Source organism: Candidatus Nitrospira allomarina (genome assembly GCF_032050975.1).
In the GTDB taxonomy this organism is placed as follows: domain Bacteria; phylum Nitrospirota; class Nitrospiria; order Nitrospirales; family UBA8639; genus Nitrospira_E; species Nitrospira_E allomarina.
Genome location: NZ_CP116967.1, coordinates 1,880,380 through 1,900,596 on the forward strand (window position 1 = coordinate 1,880,380; position 20,217 = coordinate 1,900,596).

Below are 20,217 nucleotides of genomic sequence, written 5' to 3' on the forward strand. Positions count from 1 at the left end.
TTCTTGCTAAGCTTAACCGGTAACCATACATCCCGCGATTATTCTTATGATGGAAACATTTTTTGCAACCTGTCCTCGTGGCTTAGAAGATGTTCTGAGCCAGGAACTTCAAGAATTAGGCGGGCAGGAGATTCGATCGACTCCTGGCGGCGTTGAATGCCAGGGCGCTTTTCCTCTTTGCTACCGGCTCAACTTGGAAAGTCGGATTGCCAGCCGTATTTTGTGGCGGGTGGGGCAGGGGTGGTACCGGGATGAGGAGGACCTGTATCGCCTCGCCTCAAGTCTTCCCTGGCCTGAATATTTTTCCGTGGATTGTCACATCAAAGTTCGGCTCATTGCTCAACATTCTCCACTGAAGAGTCTGGAGTTTGCGACGCTACGAGTGAAAGATGCCATTTGTGACCGATTTGTCCGGGCGACACAGGCGCGCCCAGAGGTAAGTAAACGACAACCCGATATTCAAATTGTGGTCTTTGTCGATGCAGAGCATGTGGTGTGGTATATCGACACCTCGGGAGATCCGCTGTTTAAGCGGGGATGGCGGAAAGTGGCGGGAGAGGCGCCGATCCGAGAAAATTTGGCGGCCGGCATCCTCAGGCTTTCAGGTTGGACTGGTGAGCAAGTCCTGCTTGATCCGATGTGTGGCGCAGGCACATTTTTAATTGAGGCGGCGTTGATGGCCAAAGGAATTGCTCCAGGCCGTGGGCGTGAATTTGCCTTCCGGTATCTACAGAATTTTAATTGCACGATCTGGGATCAAGTACGCCAAGAGTCGATCAAATCGATACTCCCCGGTTCGGGTCTATCTATTGTGGGGTATGATGAGGATGTGAATGCCTTGGCCATGGCCAGAAGAAACCTGGAAGGCTTGGGGTTTGAGGAAATTCACTTAGGTCAGGTGGATGTATTGGATGTGACGCCTCCTGGGCCAAAAGGTATTCTCGTTACGAATCCTCCTTATGGAGTGAGAATGGGAGACCGGTCGGAGCTGGAGGAGTGGTATCCGAAATTTGGGAATCTGTTGAAGCAGCGGTTTGCGGGGTGGAGTGTCTATGTCCTCACGGCCGATTCGCGACTTCCTAAACTGATTCACTTAGCGCCATCACGTAAAATCCCCCTGTTCAATGGCCCGTTGGAATCGAGGCTGTATGAATTTCAGATGGTGGCCGGAGGGAACCGGAAATCGGCAAGGCAGGCCAGGCAACAGGCAGTGATCAGGCCAGGTCTTAAATGAGAGGTTTTCCGGCCATGTTTAAGAGTGAAACCCAGACATCTTCAATGCATCGCAACACATAAATCCATTCGTCACAGGTCTTCGGTCGTTTAAAAAGATGGCAATTGGGAGGGAAAGAAAAATCTTTTGAGTGACGTGGAGTCTCCTCCGAAAACAAGGCCACCGGAATTAACTGTAAGCGGCGGTCGCGTTGGAGGCCCTTAATAATTTCTTCTCCCGACAAATCGGGGAGATGATTGGAGAGAAAAATCAGGTCGGGTTGTGGGGCATCCACAAAGGGGTACTCCTGATTTAAAAAGGCCGTACCTTGTTCGCCATCTTCCGCCTCAAAAATTTCCACGCAGATGATTTGGGCCACCGTCAGTGCTTCTTTGAGGGCTTCTATCTGAGCGATATCATCCTCGATGGTCAGGATCTTAAATGTGTTTTTGACGGCGCCGCGCATGATCCGATGCCCATTATCTTGGTTGAAGCAGACTGCCCACACTTCAGTCTGGTGAAGGATTGACGTCCGATATACGACAGAAAATACGTGTGTTGGCCTATCTGTTTTTTCGGTTGAATCTTGCTGAGATTAAGAGGAAACCGGCTGAGTCGGATTTTTGATAGAGAAGAATGAGGAGAGAATCCTGATGCCTGGAACAAGTTCTGTTGATTGCAGAGTGGATCGAGGCCCATTAAGCTGAAAAAGCAGGACACCAAACAGCGTAAATCTCACTCAGTATGAACAAACATAAAACATTCAAGCAAAATAGGGAGATCCCTGTCCCCCTATGGGGTGAGATAAAGATACGCCTTTGGCCTGATTTACATGTTAGCCAGGGAGGCTGCCGAGAAGTTGTTGGATCACCGGGAGGGCATCAGGGCGAGCGGCGATGATGCCATTGACGATGGGATGAGGTTGGTTGCATTGAATGGGTTTCAGGTCTCTGTCGAGGACGACCCCTCCCGCCGCTTGAACCAGAAGGAGCGCAGCCGCGATATCCCATTCGTTTTGTGTGCCAATATTGATCACCCCGTCAATCTGTCCGGCAGCCACCAGTGCCAATGAATATGCAATGGAACCCATAAGATTGCGGCAATGGGCGGTTTCTCCCCAGGTGCGAATGGTGGAGCGGTCAATGGGGCCCGTGTTCACCAGGAACGACAAGCGATGTCCGGTAGTCTGGCCGACATGAATGGGGTAGCCATTGACGGTCGCCGGTTCACCTCGCACGGCACAATAATATTCCTGGGTGGCGGGATTGAAGATTATTCCGATTGAGGCCTGTCCATGGTCGATGAGGGCAAGGGAGATCGCAAATTGTGGGAGGTTTTTAATAAAGGGTTTGGTCCCATCAATGGGATCCAGGATCCACACACGGTTTTTTTTCAGTCTGATGGGGTTGTCTGGCGATTCTTCCGAGAGCCAGCCATCATCAGGATAGACGGCGAACAAGGCTTCCTGGACGATGCGATTGACTTCCAGGTCGGCATTGGTCACTGGCGATCCGTCCGGCTTGATCTGGACGACTAATCCCTCATACTGGATTCTGTGAAGGCAATCACGTGCGCGGAGCAGGGCTTGTCGGATGATGGAGAGTTCTTGGCGATAATCAGTCATAATCAAAATGGATGTGGTGCATTGGCCATAGGGAGTAAATGTTCTCTCTTGATATTGTACCCCAGACCATCGGTTAAGTGTGGAGCGCGCTTAAGGCATCGATCGTAACAGTTCATAGCATGAGAGGTGCGTCTGAGGCTAGATTGACTGTATGGGGGGGAAAGGAAAGGGTTTGGGTGCATGGAATGAGGCGTGGGGAGAATTTCCGGGACGTAATATGCAAACGGTAACCGTGAGGCTGAAAATTTCACCTGAACGCTTTCAGGCCTATTACCAGGGTGTGGTGGAATCTGTGGTGGCGCAGTCACTCGATGGTCGGACGATCCAATTTCCCCGCCAGAGTGCTTCGTCCCTTTGTCTCGCATCAGGGGATCCAGGGGACCTTTGAGATCACCTTCGATGCGGGGTTGAAGTTTCATTCGATTCGCCTGGCACAGGAAGACAGGTAAGTGCAGCCGCTATGACTGGAGATGGGTATTCCCTCGTCGGATTATTTCTGAGTGCGTTTCTTTCCTCAACCATATTACCGGGTAGCTCCGAGGTCGTCTTCGTTATTTTGTCTGCACAGGGGCATCTTCCGGCTTGGAGTCTGCTCGCTACGGCGACGGCAGGCAATACCCTGGGTGGGATGAGTTCCTGGGCCTTGGGGTGGCTTATCGGGTGGTGGTATCCACTCCATGAATTCACCAAGCCAGCCCACCATTTGGCCGTGGAACGGATTCGAAAGTGGGGTAGTCCGGTGCTGTTATTGTCCTGGGTGCCGGTTATTGGGGATCCGCTGTGTATCGCGGCAGGATGGTTGCGGATGGGCTGGGTGCGTGCCCTATTGTGTATTGGGATTGGCAAAGGGTGCCGGTATGTGGTTTTGTTCGCGTTGTTACCCAGCAATGGCGGGTGAACGACGCAGGCGCCTGCCTATAGCATTCAAAAAACGTTGTTGGTATGGTTGGCCTTGCCTCTTAATTGCCTCCTTTTTGATAAATTGCTTTCCAAACGACCAATTCCTCTAGAGTTCCCAGCCTATTATGGAGGCGTCATATTGTGAATGTTCCCCTTCTTGATTTGAAATCCCAATTCGCCAGCATCAAAAAGGACATCCAGGTGGTGTTGGAAGAGGTGTGCGCGGAGCAAAGTTTTATTCTGGGCGCCCACGTTCAGAACCTGGAGCAGACCCTAGCGACATACATTGGCACAGACCAGGCGATTGGGGTGGCTTCAGGAAGCGATGCGTTGTTGTTGTCGTTGATGGAGGTGGGAGTTCAGCCGGGCGATCGTGTTGTGACGGTCCCCTTTACATTTTTCGCGTCTGCAGGAGTGATTTCCCGGCTTCATGCGCGTCCGGTGTTTGTCGATGTGACGCCTGATACGTTTAATCTCGATCCCACACGGTTAGGGGATAGCCTCACTTCAGATGTCAAAGCCATTCTTCCGGTCCATCTCTTTGGACAATGTGCGGATATGGAAATGATTCTTCAGATTGCCGATGCACAGGGAATCCCGGTTATTGAGGATGCCTGCCAGGCCATCGGTGCGTCTCGAAACGGTGTCCGGGCCGGAGCCTTCGGACACACGGGGGGCTTCAGCTTTTTCCCATCGAAAAATTTAGGGGGATTTGGCGACGGCGGGTTGATTACGACTCGAGACCCGCGGGTGGCCGAGCGACTACGACTCTTGCGTGTGCATGGGAGCCGATCAGAATATCATCATCATTTAATCGGGATAAACAGTCGGTTGGATGCGCTGCAAGCGGCCATTCTTCAGGTGAAATTTCAGCATTTGGCTGAGTGGACCGCGAAGCGCCAATCGCATGCGTCCACTTACCAACAGATGTTTCAGGCCTACGGTCTTGATGAGCGAGTGACCGTGCCGATCGTGGCATCCGGCAATAGTCATGTTTACAATCAGTTCACCATTCGCACCTCGGAGCGAGATGAACTCAGTGCCTACCTGACCCACCATGGAATAGGCAATCGCATTTATTATCCTGTCCCTCTTCATCTTCAGGAATGTTACCAGGATCTCGGGTATCATAAAGGCGATTTTCCGGTCTCGGAACAGCTCTCCCAAGAGGTGCTCTCTCTTCCCATTTATCCGGAACTCACCCAGGACCAACTCCAGTATGTGGTCGACACGATCAAACTATTTTTTGATCGACGTTAAAGGCGACCATCACAAAGAGGAGAGGAAAAGCCGATTGGGAAACGAGAGGCGCTACTGAGGATAGCGGGCTTGAATCATGCTGCGGAGCCCGCCTCTTGCCGTAAATTCTCCGGTGACGCATGCTGACACAGGGCGACAGGCTTTGACGAAATCGGACAGAATTTTGTTGACCGCATTCTCATAAAAGATTCCCAGGTTTCGATAGGCGTGGATATAGGTTTTGAGGGATTTTAACTCAAGACAGAATTTGTCAGGCACATAGGTCAACCGGATTGTGCCAAAATCAGGGAGTCCTGTTTTGGGACAAATAGCCGTATATTCAGGAATTTCAATGGTAATTTCGTAGCCTGGATATTGGTTCGGCCAGGTTTCAATTTTTGGCAATTTATCGGCAATCCCGCTTTTGGCATGCCGTTCTGAATAGCCTGACTTTGAAGAATTGCGCGATTTTTTCATGCGTTGATGGCTCGTTTCCTTAGTATGGTTCCGCAAGGCCCCCAGTCTACTCTTTTCTGAAATTTCTCCGCAACCTTATGCCGCCGGTTTCTTGAGAATACCCCTACCCTGGGCTATACTCGCGTGTCATTTGTGGCGCGCTTGGTAATTTGCCGAAGCGATTGTTATTCACCATCCAAACGTACCCTGACCCCGATTCTGTATGCGACAGATTTCATGTGTCGAAAAATCGGGGGGGAATTATGAGGTCTGTCTAAGACGATGAGCGGTATCACGGTGTTGGAAGCTGACGACTTTGTGAAAGGCCTGCAAGGTATTGGATTCGATTTTTTTACCGGTGTGCCGGACACGATTTTGGGGGGAATTATTGCCCAGTTAACCGAAGAACGGTTGTATACCCCGGCAGTTCGTGAAGATGAGGCTGTGGCGATGGCCGCAGGAGCCTACCTGGGTGGGAAAATTCCGGTAGTCTTGATGCAAAATTCCGGATTAGGTAATGCTCTGAATGTTCTAGTTTCTCTCAATCTGATTTATCAGATTCCCTGTTTGCTGTTGGTATCGTGGCGTGGTTTCGAAGGCAAAGACGCACCTGAGCACCTGGTGATGGGGGAAACCATGACGACGCTTTTGGATACGGTACGGATTCCCCACAGGACCCTGTCCCCGAAGACGATCGTAGATGATCTGAAATGGACAGCCACAACCTTTATGGAGAAGCGGATCCCTGTCGCCTTATTGTTGAAAAAGGGCATCGTGAAAACCATTCAGCCCTAGTGGGATGTTGAGGAAATGTCCTATGGCTCTGTACGGGTTTCTCGATTTGGTGTCGTGAGGAAAGAGCAGCCAATCCGCACTCCTGTTTTGTCTGTGGACAACAGGGTAGGTGTCAACGCGAAGAAATAACCATTGTGTTGGAGATGCAACGATGATTGGACCAGAAGAAGGGGTCATGCAGAGCCGGGCGCAGGCGATGGCGGCCATGTTGGAACTGATGACCGATCAACTGCTTATTGTGTGCAACGGGTTTCCCTCACGTGAAGCCTGTAAACTCCGTGATCGGGCTCAAAATTTTTATATGATTGGCTCGATGGGCGCGACGGCGGGCATCGGATTGGGATTGGCGCTGGCTCAGCCAGAAAAAACGGTGGTAGTCTTTGATGGCGACGGAAATGTGCTGATGAGTCTTGGCACGCTGGCCACGATTAGTGCGTTGCGACCGAAAAATCTCATTCATGTGGTCTTTGATAATGAGGTGTATGGGACTACCGGAAATCAGCCCACCTATTCCAGGGTTGTCGGTTTGGATAAAATGGCCAAAGCGGCAGGATACAAAAATGTTGAGCGAGTCTGGGAACGAGAAGATATTGTGTATGAGTTTAAGGCCATGTTAGAGGATGATGGGCCGAGTTTTTTGTTGGTCAAGGTGAATGAACAGCTTGAAGATGCGGATCGGATTGACTTGAGTCCAGCTGAGCTGACGAAACGGTTTAAGGGAAGTGTCACCTAACGGCACACGTATTCGCGTGAAAGCCCACTCGCCAGCCTGTAAGCCTGTAAAGGAAGAGGATTCATGATTTTATTCAATCCCGGTCCCGTCAATGTGTCTGAAAGAGTCCGTCAGGCTTTACTTCAACCAGATATCTGTCATCGAGAGTCGGAGTTTTCGGAATTATTGGCAGATATTCGGCAAAAATTGTTAAAGATCTTCGTTCCCGGTGAAGAAGACGAGTACACTGCAATCGTGTTGACGGGTTCTGGCACGGCAGCCGTGGAAGCGGCGTTGATGTCCAGTATCCCTACCGGCAAGCGGGCAATGGTGATTAACAATGGGGTGTATGGCCAACGGATGTCTTCCATGCTGGCGATGCAGCGTTTGGGTACGCCGGACTTAAAGTATGACTGGGGAATGGTCCCTGATCCGCAGACGATTGATTTGGCGCTGAAGCAACATCCGGAAGTGCACACCGTCGCCATGGTGCATCATGAAACGACCCTAGGATTGATTAATCCAGTGAAAGAAGTGGCGGAGGTCGTGGACCGGTATAATCGGGTCTTTATGGTGGACTCTGTGAGCGGCCTGGGGGGAGAGGCCCTGGATATTGCCGGAAATAAATTATACATGGTTGCGGGGGCCGCTCAGAAATGTATTCAAGGTTTTCCAGGTGCCGCGTTTGTGTTGGTCCGCAAAGGTTTTATGCAGCGGATGATGAAATATCCCAAGCGCTCCTGGTATTTGAGTTTGGCTAATTATTATGAAGAACAGGAGCGGGGGACGATTCCCTTTACGCCAGCCGTGCAGGTCTATTATGCCTTCCGTGAAGCTATCAATGAACTCTTAGAAGAAGGCCTCGACAACCGGATTCAACGATTTAAGGGCTATGCCACCACCATTCGGACGCGTCTGGAAGAGTGGGGTGTCAAGCCGGTACTAGGTCCTACGCTTCAAAGTAATACCTTAACCGCCTTTTATCTGCCTGAAGGGTGTGCCTACCAAGGGCTGCATGATGAATTAAAACGGGCCGGATACGTGATCTATGCCGGGCAGGGACAATTGGAAGAGAAAGTGTTCCGCATTGCCAATATTGGCGCCTTGACCAATCAGAATATTGAAGAATTCCTTTCCGCTTTTCAGTCCATACTTTCGGGAGCCAGAGCGTGAAGGCAATTATTTTTGCCGCGGGTGTGGGGAAGCGGTTGCAAGGCGTGACAGAAGGGCGACCGAAATGCCTGGTCGATCTTGGGGGAAGGACGTTATTATCCCGGCATGTCGAAGCTCTAGGGCAATTGGGTGTGTGCCAGGTGGTGCTGGTGGTGGGGTACGCTCAGGATCATATTCGAAAAGCCATGGCCGCTGACCCGTTTGTTCAAGAGGTCCGATGGGTGGTGAATGAACAGTTTACTCGTGGGAGCATAACGTCTTTGTGGGCGGCACGGTTTGAAATGGACGATGATGTGGTGCTTATGGATGCCGATGTTCTCTATGCCCCATCGATTCTGGCTCGGTTGGTTCATTCTCCCTTTCCCACCGCCTTGTTAATGGATGAGACGGTGAAGCAGGAATCGGAAGAGTGTATGATTGCCGCAAAGGCTGGTCGAGTCCTTACCTTAAGTAAAAGCCTGCCATCTGCCTATGATGAGGCCGGGGAAGGGGTCGGGTTTCTCAAAGTCCAAGAACAGGATATTCCAGCACTGTTGCAATCGGTTCAGGCCTATGTTGCAGTTGGAGCGCTTGATATGGAATATGAGGACGCGCTAAAAGAGTTTTTTGAGAAGGTGCCGGTGGGATACGAAAAAATCGGGGGTCTTCCGTGGATAGAAATTGATTTTCCCAAAGATATAGATCGAGCGGAGTCTGAGATCTTGCCCGCCGTATTAAGCTTAGAGGAGAATACCAGGGCCACCACACTGAGACCGTAGGAATGAGTGTATGGACGGAATACTTAAACAAGAAGCCACCCATGCGGTCGATACGGCAATTTTATTGACGTCGGTCGGCGTCTTTGATCCCGGAGCCGTCGGGACAGGTGATGCGGTTCCGAGTCCCTTGACTCGTGTCGGCGGCATGACGCTGTTTCAACGAGCGGTGTTCACGTTGCAGCGAGGCGGAATTTCTCAAATTTGGGTGTTGGCTGGGCCGGAAGAACAAGCTCTTCGCCAGTTACTTCGTGAAGATAGCCGGGTACAGGCTGCCGTTCGTTGGTTGCCGGTTCGGGAATTTCCTCCTCATGACCCGCAGACCTGGGAAGCGCTTGCGGAGGAAATCAATGGAGCCTGTATGATCGTGGGTTGCCATACCGTGTACTCTCCCGCATTGATCCAGCGCCTGCGAGTTGAAGGATCTCAAGGAAAGGCAGTCGTAGTCGTTGGTCATCCTGAGGAAGGACATCACCGGGGAAATCCCGGGGTGGCGTTCCGTCCTGAGGGCCTGGAGGGACGATCAACCTCGACTGTGGTCTTCCATGATCAGGCAGTATCCCAGACGTCACAGTCCTCAACGAAAAGTCAGACTCCTGATCGAAGCCGATTGCCGCTGGTTGGCGATCTTCTAGTTCTCCCTGCCCGGCTTTTGGGAATATCAGGCGTGTTACATGCTAATGGCACTAATCCACTTCGGTTGGCATTGGAGCAAGCGGCAGTGGAAGGGACGATTCAAACCATTGGCGGAGCATCTCATTGGTTTAGAGATGTTCGTGGGCCTAAGGGGGCCCAACTTGCTGAGCGGACGCTGTTGGAGGCACTCCAAACCATTAAAGGCGGTTTGGATGGGTTGGTGGATCGGTATGTGAATCGTAAATGTTCCGGCCTGCTCACGCATGGGTTTTTACGGTTGGGATGGTCACCGAACATGATTACGATGCTATCCATGGTCGTGGGGCTCGTGGGTGCGGGGCTTTTTGTGCCTGGGTCCTGGAAACTTGCCATTCTCGGGGGACTGATCTTGCAATTGTCTGTCATCATTGATTGCTGCGATGGGGAGGTTGCCCGGCTGACGTTTTCAGAATCCAAGTTTGGGCAAGAACTCGATATTTGGGCAGATAATGTCGTGCACATTGTGTTGTTTGCGGCCATTGCCTGCGGGGCATTTCTCCAGGGGCCGTGGGAGCAGACGCACCTTCCCCTTCTGCTTGGGGCCTCAGCGGTTTTAGCGAATGTCGTGTCGTTGCTGTTAGTCAATCATGCGCGGCAATTGCGATCCCGTCCTCGTCAAATTCGGCAACTCACAGAACAAGAGCGGGCCAATATTGAATTTATGTTGGGCAATGTCGCCAATCGCGATTTTTCCATCATGGTGTTACTAAGTGCTGCTTTTGGCTTCCTGCACTGGTTTTTGGCCCTGGCCGCGATTGGCTCGTGGCTCTTTGTCATGTCGATGGCCTGGATGCTCCGCCGTAGTCTCATCCCTCGTGCTTAAACTGCTTTTCCTGGTCGTCGGCCTTGCGGCCCTGGTCGGGATTGTTCTCCACATCGGTCTCGAACCGATTCAGCATACCGTTTCACAATTAGGTCTCCTACATTTCGGGCTCATCCTCCTTCCCATGATTCTGGTATACGGGTTAGAAGCCATGGGATGGCAACTTACTCTGGGTTCTCATGCTCGCCATGTCGGGTTCATGCGGTTATTTGCCATCCGGATGGCTGGCGAAACCGTGAATGTCACGACTCCCACGGCCTATGTCGGCGGGGAGCCCCTGAAGGCCTATCTTCTAAAACGATACGGGGTGCCAATGGTGGATGGGTTGGCGTCCGTGATTACCGCGAAGACCGCTATGACCTTCGCCCAAGTGCTTTTTATCTTGCTGGGATTGGCAGTGGCTTTTTGGATACTTGGCGATTCAGGTCATTCCTGGATGGCGATGCTGGTCAGTGTGGGAGTCTTAGCGTTTGGCGTCGGGCTGTTTGTGCTGCTCCAACGTCGCGGTCTCGGTATGGGGTGCTTGGGCCTTTTACGGGCATGCGGTATCAGGTTCTCCTTTCTTGAAAAGCGGGAACCACAACTCCAGGAGCTGGACGGCACAATCCGTGGATTTTATTCTCAGCACCGGCAGACCTTTTATGCGGCGTTGGCCTTATTTTTTTTGGCGTGGATGATGGAAACGCTTGAGGTGTATGCCATTCTCTACTTTCTCGGTGTGGGGATCGATGTGTGGGTAGCCCTCTCAATTGCGGCGCTCACGGTACTCATTAAAGGCGGAACATTTTTCATTCCAGGAAGCCTGGGTGCACAAGAAGGGGGATACACCTTACTATTGATGACTTTTGGTTATTCGGAAGTGACGGGAATCACCTTTGCGCTTATTCGACGAATGCGAGAAATTCTCTGGATTGTCTTTGGTCTTGTTTGCCTGATGTTTTTGAAAGGTCAAGGTGGTGAGCCGGACCAGTGACTTCGTTGAAACGGTAGGGGACAAAGTGGCGGATTCTGTGGAAATATTCGGTGACTTGAACTCTCCGGGTCTATTGTGAATAATCGGACCCTCACAGATGGTTGCCGAGAAAGGATAAGGTAATGATGGATATTGAACTGGGAAAGAATACCCTTCGGAATACCGACGGCGTCTTTATCGCTCACGGAAAAGAACAGCTTCGTATTGAGTGGTTGGAAGAGGAGAAAAAGCTGGCATTAAGCATGGGTGTGTTTATGCCAACCGGAACAGAAGTGGCCAAATTGCAACGCAACGTCTGGGAACACAATCCTGGCGATCGTTTTGTCCTGACAGAGTCGCCGGATAGCGTCAAGGTGGAAGATACGACCCTGAAGACTCTCGTCATGGAAATCCACAAAAAGCCCCACCAAGCTGTGGCCATCCCTGCTGCAAAATTTTATACCTCAAAAGGCACCCTGTCTGAAATCTCCCCGGAATGGTGGCGGGTTGGTAACAAAATGGAACTGACCGGTATTGATGCCGACCTCGAAGGGGGCAGCATCGAACTCCCTGAATAACTCGACATCGCCAAACTTCCTCCTCGTTATAGTAGAAGGGTCAAACGTTATCGCTCCTCCTGCTCAATGGGTATATGGGAAGTGAAGCCATGAAAACAGTTCCCGGCTTATGAAGCCAAGTACTATTTTCTCTTGTGGTTGAGCCAAAAAAAAGGGGGAGTCGTGGCGAAACTGCCGTCGATGCTCTAAAGGGCATCGAGAACGGCCATGTCAAAAAGAGAGCTTACTTCACTGCCGTTTTGGCGCGGGCCATCATGCGACAAAATGAGCAGGTTCCCGCAGTCGTGGGTTGGCTGCACACGGTACAGGGTTGCAAGGTGGTTTGGTCGATCTGGCTCATTGATGGAGCCACAGAGGACGATTTCTCCTGTCTATCAAGGAATCCCCAATAAAACCGTTGCTTGGTTCCCGGGGATTCCGCTTCTAAGCGATTAAGCGCGTCTTTATATACCAACATCTTTGCGCCTTTGGCCATCGGGCATTCTTCGACTAAATAGTCAATCCGGTTGACCACGGCATAGGCGGCAATTTCCCGTTCGGTCATGCGGTAGAGCGGTTTTACTTTCTTCGCAAAGCCTTCGACGGAGGCGGGAAGGCTTGGCGACTGTTTCTGCAAATATTCCTCCTGCCATTGCAGGACATTGCCCAGAAGTCTAGCCGCCTCATCATCTAAATTATGGCCGGTGGCCATCGCGTCGTAGTGGTTTTGCCAGGCCACCCGATTAAACTGATACCGTTTAATCGTGCCACAGGCTGAGCATGTGGGGCGCTTGATCAGATTTGCTAATTCTTTGATCCCGGCTCCCGCATCTTCTTCCACGGTATGAATCGTCAGTTGGGATCCGCAGGGTTCAGCCACCACTTTGGCAAACTGTTCGACTTTTTCTTTTGACCGGCTGGAATAACCCGGAATGCCTAAATCAACATACAAGGCATCGACCCGATACCCTAATTTCAGGAGAATTTCCCAAAGGGTCAGGCTGTCTTTTCCTCCGGAAACGGCAACTAGAACGCGGTCTTCAGGGGAAAACATCTGTTGAGCCTTAATGGCTCGTTGCACCTGGGTTCGCACAAATTCAGTGAGACAGTCCCCACAAAACGCTGTATTGTGCCTTGGTAGTCCCAGCACCGCCCGTTTTGGACATTTTCGGCAGCGCATGAGTTTACCCTCCGGATATGACCGGGCGGATTTCAATGCTATCCCCATCCGCCACGGTTTCGTCTTCGGTCATGAGATCCTGCCCGCGTATGATCAAGAAAGCCTCAGGGATTAAATCGAGCTCTTTGAAAATGTCGGCAACCCGTTTGGGGCCTTGAAGGACCAGGTCACGAGTGGGATGACTAAGATGGACTTTCATAGGTTTGAATCATAAAGACAGGTCCCTGGGATTGGCAACTGATTTAAATTATGCGACGTTTTGTCTTCGCCAGTGGGAATTTTTATTGCTTTACAGCAAGTCCGTTTGCCGAACAACCTCATGGGCCATAAATGTAGAGTGAAAGGATGACCTATGATAGGATGCAGATACTTACCGTTCTCACAATTGAAAACCCGTCACGCAAGATAGCTCACTTATTTTGGATAACGAAGGAGCAAGAATGAAACCCGCATGCGATTACCAGGACCAGCTTTGTATTAACACCATTCGCACCTTATCGATGGATGCGGTACAAGCCGCAAACTCCGGGCATCCCGGTACCCCGATGGCCTTGGCTCCTGTCGCCTATTGGCTTTGGAATCGAATCTTGCGTTCTGATCCGGACGATCCCATCTGGCCGAATCGTGACCGGTTTGTTCTCTCAGCCGGGCATGCGTCAATGTTGCTCTATTCTCTGTTGCATCTCTGTGGCGTGAAATCGGTGAACGGGCAATATGAGCGATTGGGTGAACTTTCGGTGACGTTGGAGGATATCAAACGGTTCCGGCAATTAGAGAGTAAATGCCCAGGTCATCCTGAGTATCGTTGGACATCGGGTATCGAAACGACGACCGGTCCCTTAGGTCAGGGTGTCGCAACCAGTGTGGGCATGGCGATTGCGCAACGATGGATGGCCGGATATTTCAATCGGCCGGATTTTGAAATGTTTAACTATAATGTGTATGCCATTTGTGGTGATGGGTGTCTCATGGAAGGCGTGTCATCCGAGGCCGCGTCTCTTGCCGGACATCTCAAGTTATCAAATCTCTGTTGGATCTATGACAACAATAAGATCACCATTGAAGGCCCTACGGACTTGGCCTTTAGCGAAGATGTGGCTACCAGATTTATTGCCTACGGTTGGAATGTGACCCGTGTGGGTGATGCGAATGATCTCAAGATGCTGGATCGCGCTTTTGTGACGTTTTTAAAGGAATCAGAGCGTCCAACGTTGATCATTGTGGATAGCCATATCGGGTATGGCGCTCCGAATAAGCAGGATACGCATTCCGCTCATGGTGAACCATTAGGTGAAGACGAAATCAGGTTGGCTAAACGCTATTATGGTTGGCCGGAAGACGCACGATTTCTTGTGCCCGAGGAGGTGCCGGCTCATTTCCAACAGGGTATCGGGAAACGAGGCAAAGAGTTGCGGACCTCATGGATGGCCCGCTTTGCAGAATATCAAGCCCAATATCCGGAATTGGCTGGCCACTTGTATCAAATGCAACATAGACAATTGCCCGATGGCTGGGACCGTAAAGTTCCTGTTTTTCCGCCTGATGCCAAGGGACTTGCCGGACGGGAGGTGTCGGGAATCGTCTTGAATGCCTTGGCGGCCACTATTCCCTGGTTCTTCGGTGGTGCCGCAGACCTGGCTCCCTCCACGAAGACTCGATTAACTTTTGAGGGAGCCGGGGATTTGACTGGCAGCAATCCATCAGGACGGAATATCCATTTTGGGGTTCGGGAGCATGCAATGGGCGCTATTTTGAACGGCCTGTCTTTGTCAAAAGTTCGCCCCTATGGCTCAGGATTTCTCATCTTTAGCGATTATGCCAGACCGGCGATCCGGTTAAGTGCCTTGATGGAAATCCCCGTCGTGCATATCTTTACCCATGATTCCATTGGGGTCGGGGAAGATGGACCGACCCACCAGCCTATTGAACAAATCTCTTCGCTTCGCGCAATTCCCGGGTTAATGGTGTTCCGCCCTGGAGATGCCAACGAAATTGTCGAAGCCTGGAAGGTGATTATGGAATTGCGGCATGAACCGGTGATTATGATCGTTTCGCGGCAGGCGATTCCCACACTGGATCGCACGAAATATGCGGCTGCCTCCGGCGTGGCCAAAGGCGCTTATATCCTGGCTGACTCTCCAGATGGGTGCCCAGAGGTCTTATTGCTCGGAACGGGAAGCGAAGTCCCATTGTGCGTGCAAGCCCATGAGCAATTGGGGCTCGAAGGGATAAAAAGCCGGGTCGTCAGTATGCCTTCCTGGGAATTGTTTGAACAACAATCGGAAGGCTATCGCCGCTCGGTCATTCCCCCAGATGTCACCGCGCGGGTATCGGTCGAGCAAGCCTCTGTCTTTGGATGGGGGAACTATGTCGGAACTCAGGGCCATTCGATAGGGATGAAATCGTTCGGCGCCTCGGCTCCGCTCAAGGAATTAGCTAAAAAATTTGGTTTTACGGTTGAGCATGTGGTGGCAGCGGCCAAGGCGCAGATTGCACGGCATCAAGCCCATGCGACAACCGCTGACCGCTAACTTTATCCTTTCAAGGAGAATCCCATCATGAATCCACTCGTCCAACTTCGTGAGATGGGGCAAAGTCCCTGGTATGACTATATTCGTCGTGGTTTGATTACCTCCGGGGACCTACAGACGCTTATTGAGAAGGACGGCCTCATGGGTATGACCTCGAATCCCTCGATTTTTGAAAAAGCGATTGCAGGGAGTGCAGACTATGATGAAGCGATTGCACAGGTCGCGTCTCAGGTGACGAGCGTCAAACAGATTTATGAGGGAGTAGCCATTCGAGACATCCAGGATGCAGCCGATCTTATGCGGACAGTCTATGAGACCTCGGACGGTCGTGATGGCTATGTGAGCTTGGAGGTTTCCCCGGATTTGGCGTTCGATACACAAGGCACCATCGATGAAGCGGTCCGTTTGTGGCAAACCGTTTCCCGGGACAATGTCATGATTAAAGTGCCTGGAACCCCTCAGGGGTTACCCGCCATTGAGGAACTGCTGTCCCAAGGCATCAACATCAATGTGACTCTGTTATTCAGTGTGGTGATGTATGAACAGGTGGCCTGGAGTTATATCCGTGGGTTGAAACGGTTGGCAGCGCATAGAGGGAATTTGCATCGTATTGCCTCGGTGGCCAGCTTTTTCGTCAGTCGAATTGATACTCTGATTGATAAAAAATTAGAGACGAAAATCTCGAAAGAATCCCGTCCTGCCCAACGAGCGATGATGGAAGGTCTTTTGGGAAAGGTCGCCATTGCGAATGCCAAGCTGGCCTATCAAATCTTTCAGGAAGTCTTTGCGAGCTCCGAATTTCAACCCCTCAAAGCAGAAGGCGCACGAGTCCAGCGGGTTCTTTGGGCCAGCACGGGGACGAAAAACCCCAAATACCCGGATACTTATTATGTTGATAATCTCATCGGTCCGGATACTGTGAACACAATGCCTGAAGCGACATTTACGGCTTTCCGGACGCGCGGAACCGTGAAGAATACGATTCAGGAGGGCCTCGCTGAAGCGAAAAAAACCATGCAGCAGTTGGCCGAAGCTGGAATTTCAATGGAGGAGGTCACCGACACTCTCCTGAAGGATGGCGCACAATTATTTTTGGATGCCTTTGATCAATTAATGGGCGTGATTAGCCGGAAACGGGCCATCATCTTGGGGGAAAAAGTGGATCGGGTCACCTATTCGGTTGGCCTTCTGCAGCCGAAGATTGACGAGGCGCTCAATGAATTTCAGCATACCAATCTGGTTCGCCGTTTGTGGGGCAAAGATCCGTCTGTCTGGCATCACGATCCTGCTCATCAGGAGATTATTCGGAATGCCTTGGGATGGTTGCGAATCACTGAACAACAACTTTCATCGATACCCCGATTGCTGGATTTGGCAAAAGAGATCAAGGAGGCAGGGTTTCAAGATGTTCTGATCCTGGGTATGGGGGGAAGCAGCTTGTGTCCGGAAGTCTGCCGGATGACCTTTGGCAAAATTCCCGGATATCCCGAATTACATGTTTTGGATAGTACGGTACCCTCGCAGGTGCGGGCATTTGAGCATCGGGTCGAATTGGCAAAAACGTTGTGTGTGGTAGCCAGTAAATCGGGATCCACGACCGAACCCCTCGTGTTTCAAAAATATTTCTTTGAGCGTATGCGGCAGGTTGTCGGAGAGAAGGCGGGCAATCATTTTGTGGCCATTACCGATCCTGGCTCGTTGCTGGAGCAAGTGGCCAAGGAGCTGCGTTTCCGACATATTCTGCCGGGGGTTCCAGAAATTGGCGGGCGATATTCGGCTCTTTCTAATTTTGGCATGGTCCCTGCCGCTTTAATGGGCGTGAATATTGAGCATTTCTTGTATCGGGCGGAGCGCATGCGTCATTCCTGTGGGGCCAGCGTGCCCCCTCAGGATAATCCGAGTGTGATCCTCGGGACGGTCCTGGGTATATGTGCCAAGGCTGGAAAGGACAAATTGACTTTTGTGACCTCGCCGGCACTATGGGATCTAGGTGCGTGGTTCGAACAATTGGTGGCTGAAAGCACGGGGAAAGAAGGAAAGGGAATTATTCCCATTGATGGGGAATCCTTAGGAGACCCTGAGGTCTACGACCAGGATCGGGTCTTTGCCTATATCCGATATGAACAAGGAATTGATGTCACGCAGGAAACTAAAGTAAAGGCACTTGAGGCAGCCGGCCATCCGGTGATTCGCATCAACGTCGCCGATCTGATTAATCTTGGTGAGCAATTTTTCTTATGGGAAATGGCGACGGCGGTGGCCGGAGCTTTGTTAGAGATTAATGCGTTCGATCAGCCAAACGTTCAGGAAAGTAAGGATTACACAAAGAAATATTTAGAAGCCTTCACCCGGAACGGCACCTTGCCGGATTCCCTCCCTTTCCTGACTGATGGTAATGTGACCGTCTATACCGATGAGCAGAACGCCTCTGTCCTTAAAGGCAAGGCTTCATTAGAAGCCGTGCTGGGCGCGCATTTCGCTCGTATCCAATCAGGGGATTATTTGGCCATCAATGCCTACGTGGAACGTACCGATCCGGTTCATGCAATTTTTCAACGCATGCGCACCAACATTCGTGAGAACAAAAAGGTTGCAACCACTTTAGGATATGGCCCACGATTTCTCCATTCCACGGGGCAATTGCATAAGGGTGGACCCAATTCTGGAGTTTTTATTCAGGTGACATGTGATGATCGGGAAGATCTTTCCATTCCTGGTGAACCATATTCGTTTGGCGTGTTGAAAGCCGCGCAAGCATTGGGCGATATGCAAAGCCTGAGTAGTCGTCAACGACGGGTCATTCGCCTTCACCTAGAGGCCGATGTTGAAAAGGGGTTGTCTCGCCTGGAGCAATTAATTGAAGCCAGCATCGGTTCGCATGTTCACTAGGAGCCTGCCGGACTTCGGAGTCAGTTGCACATGTGCCAATCGGTTCATAGTCCGCCCTTGACCCCAAGTTCGACAGGCTCCTAGTCACGCTCAGGTAGGAGGACGGTGAACCGGGTTGGTGGACAGGGAAGCGGAGGTACTTTTCTCCCGTTGCGTCATTTGTGCAAGAAAACTTAAGAGCAGGGATGGCCTAGATTTTTCGCCAATGGTGCCCGCCCGCATGAATCAGTCGATCGGCTTCGACGGGCCCCCAGCTACCAGCCGGATATTCGGGTAACCATTTGGTTTCATAGTCACTCCACCCTTCGAGGATATCCGTGACCCATTTCCACGAAGCCTCAACGGCATCCCGTCGCATGAACAAGGACGTATCCCCCGCCATGACATCCAACAGCAATCGTTCATAGGCTTCCGGAGAAGGTGCCTTAAAGGCATCACCGTAGTGAAAGTCCATATCAACCGGATGCGTTTGGGCTTTGGTCCCCGGTACTTTAGAAATAATGCGAAGGGCCATGCCTTCTTCGGGTTGAATACGAAGCGTGAGCAGGTTCGGAGCCTGGGGAATTTGCGGATTGGCATTAAATAAAATCTGGGGAATGTCCTTGAATTGGACAGCGATTTCGCTGGCGCGCGTCGGCATGGCTTTCCCCGTGCGAATATAAAATGGCACTCCGGCCCAGCGCCAGTTTTCTACAAAAACTTTTAAGGCCACATATGTCTCCGTAGTGGAGTCAGGTTGGACCCCTTCCTCTCGTCGATAGCCAGGGACTTCTTGCCCCTTGATGCTGCCATGGGCATACTGGGCCCGAACGGTCATCTTTTCGACGTCTTGTCCGCGAATGGGGCGCAGTCCCCGTAACACATCCATCCGAGCATTCCGTACCACATCCGGATCCAGCGAGTAGGGGGGCTCCATCGCGATCAGGCAGAGCAGTTGCAAAATGTGATTTTGCACCATGTCTCGAAGGGCTCCTGCTGTTTCGTAATAGGTGGCTCGGGTACCGAGGGTGACGGCTTCGCTGACGGTCAATTGCACGTGGTCGATGTATTTATGGTTCCATAGCGGTTCAAAGATGGAGTTGGCAAACCGCATGACCATAATATTCTGCACGGTCTCTTTTCCCAGATAATGATCGATGCGATAAATTTGGGATTCATCGAAGACATTTCCGATGGCCGTATTAATCGCTCGAGCAGAAGACAAATCGTGTCCAATCGGTTTTTCCACAATGACACGAGAGTACGTGTCCGCTTGATCGGGGACTGCCACTAACCCGGCCTTCTGGAGCCCCTCGCATGCGGGTGCAAAGGAGGTTGGCGGAATGGCTAAATAAAAAATGCGATTGCCCGGTAGTTTGAATGGTGATTCAATGTCCTTCAACCGGTCACGGATTTGCCCGTAATAGTCGGAGGCGGAAATATCTCCTGCACAATAAAACAATCGACTTTGAAATGTTTTCCACTTGTCAGGTTCAAGTGTTTGCCGGGAAAATTGTTCAATGCCTTCACGGGCAATCCCGCGAAAAGCCTCATCCGAAAGAGGCTTCCGGCCTAATCCCAGTACGGCGAAATTGTCCGGTAACAAGCCGTCCAGGAGCAGGTTGTAGAGGGCCGGCAGAAGTTTACGCTGGGTCAAATCGCCCGAGGCACCGAAAATAACAATCGTGCACGGTTGAGTTGCTGCGGTTCGGTTGGTCGTGACGGGGGCTTCGGTCCTAGGAGAAGATTCAATGGGTGACATGT

19 protein-coding genes and 1 pseudogene are annotated in these 20,217 nt (G+C 51.4%); 14 read left to right on the forward strand and 6 right to left on the reverse strand.

Annotation, left to right across the window (positions count from 1 at the left end; all coding sequences use genetic code 11):
• Window positions 1–46: 46 nt before the first annotated feature.
• Window positions 47–1,234, forward strand: a complete 1,188-nt coding sequence (locus tag PP769_RS08300) for a THUMP domain-containing class I SAM-dependent RNA methyltransferase (protein WP_312646570.1) — start codon at window positions 47–49, stop codon at window positions 1,232–1,234.
• On the opposite strand, the gene PP769_RS08305 is transcribed toward PP769_RS08300, so the two are convergent.
• Window positions 1,227–1,679, reverse strand: coding sequence for a response regulator (locus PP769_RS08305; protein ID WP_312646572.1), 453 nt, complete (start codon window positions 1,677–1,679; stop codon window positions 1,227–1,229). The two genes, PP769_RS08300 and PP769_RS08305, sit on opposite strands and share 8 nt — an antisense overlap.
• A gap of 369 nt (window positions 1,680–2,048) precedes the next feature.
• Complete coding sequence (locus tag PP769_RS08310; RefSeq protein WP_312646574.1) at window positions 2,049–2,837, reverse strand: inositol monophosphatase family protein; 789 nt, start codon at window positions 2,835–2,837, stop codon at window positions 2,049–2,051.
• 217 nt (window positions 2,838–3,054) lie between these two features.
• Between PP769_RS08310 and PP769_RS19745 the strand changes: the two are divergent.
• The 4 genes and pseudogenes from PP769_RS19745 to PP769_RS08325 form a co-directional block, all read left to right on the forward strand.
• A pseudogene (locus PP769_RS19745) lies at window positions 3,055–3,114 on the forward strand (hypothetical protein); the annotation flags it as partial.
• A 34-nt stretch (window positions 3,115–3,148) separates the two neighbouring features.
• The gene (locus tag PP769_RS08315) at window positions 3,149–3,286 is read left to right on the forward strand and encodes a DUF2835 family protein (protein WP_312646575.1); all 138 of its coding nucleotides are present in this window, start codon (window positions 3,149–3,151) and stop codon (window positions 3,284–3,286) included.
• Between the two features lie 11 nt (window positions 3,287–3,297).
• A complete protein-coding gene (locus tag PP769_RS08320) occupies window positions 3,298–3,735 on the forward strand; it encodes a YqaA family protein (protein ID WP_312646577.1) in 438 nt (145 codons plus the stop codon).
• 143 nt (window positions 3,736–3,878) lie between these two features.
• Window positions 3,879–4,997: a DegT/DnrJ/EryC1/StrS family aminotransferase gene (locus PP769_RS08325; protein ID WP_312646578.1), complete on the forward strand. Its 1,119-nt coding sequence runs from the start codon at window positions 3,879–3,881 to the stop codon at window positions 4,995–4,997.
• 51 nt (window positions 4,998–5,048) lie between these two features.
• On the opposite strand, the gene queF is transcribed toward PP769_RS08325, so the two are convergent.
• The gene (gene queF / locus PP769_RS08330) at window positions 5,049–5,453 is read right to left on the reverse strand and encodes a preQ(1) synthase (RefSeq protein WP_312646580.1); all 405 of its coding nucleotides are present in this window, start codon (window positions 5,451–5,453) and stop codon (window positions 5,049–5,051) included.
• Window positions 5,454–5,714: 261 nt separating this feature from the next.
• Here queF and PP769_RS08335 point away from each other — a divergent pair, with 261 nt between their 5' ends.
• The 7 genes from PP769_RS08335 (at window position 5,715) to PP769_RS08365 (ending at window position 11,895) form a co-directional block, all read left to right on the forward strand.
• A complete protein-coding gene (locus tag PP769_RS08335) occupies window positions 5,715–6,227 on the forward strand; it encodes a thiamine pyrophosphate-binding protein (RefSeq protein ID WP_312646582.1) in 513 nt (170 codons plus the stop codon).
• 151 nt (window positions 6,228–6,378) lie between these two features.
• Window positions 6,379–6,960 (forward strand): thiamine pyrophosphate-dependent enzyme, encoded by a 582-nt coding sequence (locus tag PP769_RS08340; protein ID WP_312646583.1) that lies wholly within the window; start codon window positions 6,379–6,381, stop codon window positions 6,958–6,960.
• 63 nt (window positions 6,961–7,023) lie between these two features.
• Window positions 7,024–8,112, forward strand: a complete 1,089-nt coding sequence (locus PP769_RS08345; protein ID WP_312646584.1) for a pyridoxal-phosphate-dependent aminotransferase family protein — start codon at window positions 7,024–7,026, stop codon at window positions 8,110–8,112.
• Window positions 8,109–8,870: a phosphocholine cytidylyltransferase family protein gene (locus tag PP769_RS08350; RefSeq protein WP_312646585.1), complete on the forward strand. Its 762-nt coding sequence runs from the start codon at window positions 8,109–8,111 to the stop codon at window positions 8,868–8,870. Before PP769_RS08345 ends, PP769_RS08350 begins: the two co-directional genes overlap by 4 nt.
• Window positions 8,871–8,880: 10 nt before the next feature.
• Window positions 8,881–10,365 carry a CDP-alcohol phosphatidyltransferase family protein gene (locus PP769_RS08355; protein ID WP_312646586.1) on the forward strand — a complete coding sequence of 495 codons (1,485 nt, stop codon included), beginning with the start codon at window positions 8,881–8,883 and terminating at the stop codon, window positions 10,363–10,365.
• Complete coding sequence (locus tag PP769_RS08360) at window positions 10,358–11,338, forward strand: flippase-like domain-containing protein (protein ID WP_312646587.1); 981 nt, start codon at window positions 10,358–10,360, stop codon at window positions 11,336–11,338. Before PP769_RS08355 ends, PP769_RS08360 begins: the two co-directional genes overlap by 8 nt.
• Window positions 11,339–11,460: 122 nt before the next feature.
• Window positions 11,461–11,895, forward strand: coding sequence for a hypothetical protein (locus tag PP769_RS08365; RefSeq protein ID WP_312646588.1), 435 nt, complete (start codon window positions 11,461–11,463; stop codon window positions 11,893–11,895).
• Between the two features lie 223 nt (window positions 11,896–12,118).
• On the opposite strand, the gene PP769_RS08370 is transcribed toward PP769_RS08365, so the two are convergent.
• The gene (locus PP769_RS08370; protein WP_312646590.1) at window positions 12,119–13,054 is read right to left on the reverse strand and encodes a PP-loop family protein; all 936 of its coding nucleotides are present in this window, start codon (window positions 13,052–13,054) and stop codon (window positions 12,119–12,121) included.
• A 4-nt stretch (window positions 13,055–13,058) separates the two neighbouring features.
• Complete coding sequence (locus PP769_RS08375) at window positions 13,059–13,253, reverse strand: MoaD/ThiS family protein (RefSeq protein WP_312646592.1); 195 nt, start codon at window positions 13,251–13,253, stop codon at window positions 13,059–13,061.
• 241 nt (window positions 13,254–13,494) lie between these two features.
• Here PP769_RS08375 and tkt point away from each other — a divergent pair, with 241 nt between their 5' ends.
• Window positions 13,495–15,585 carry a transketolase gene (gene tkt, locus PP769_RS08380; RefSeq protein ID WP_312646594.1) on the forward strand — a complete coding sequence of 697 codons (2,091 nt, stop codon included), beginning with the start codon at window positions 13,495–13,497 and terminating at the stop codon, window positions 15,583–15,585.
• A 27-nt stretch (window positions 15,586–15,612) separates the two neighbouring features.
• The gene (locus PP769_RS08385) at window positions 15,613–18,474 is read left to right on the forward strand and encodes a bifunctional transaldolase/phosoglucose isomerase (RefSeq protein WP_312646595.1); all 2,862 of its coding nucleotides are present in this window, start codon (window positions 15,613–15,615) and stop codon (window positions 18,472–18,474) included.
• A 190-nt stretch (window positions 18,475–18,664) separates the two neighbouring features.
• On the opposite strand, the gene zwf is transcribed toward PP769_RS08385, so the two are convergent.
• Window positions 18,665–20,215: a glucose-6-phosphate dehydrogenase gene (gene zwf, locus PP769_RS08390; RefSeq protein ID WP_312646597.1), complete on the reverse strand. Its 1,551-nt coding sequence runs from the start codon at window positions 20,213–20,215 to the stop codon at window positions 18,665–18,667.
• Window positions 20,216–20,217 lie beyond the last annotated feature (2 nt).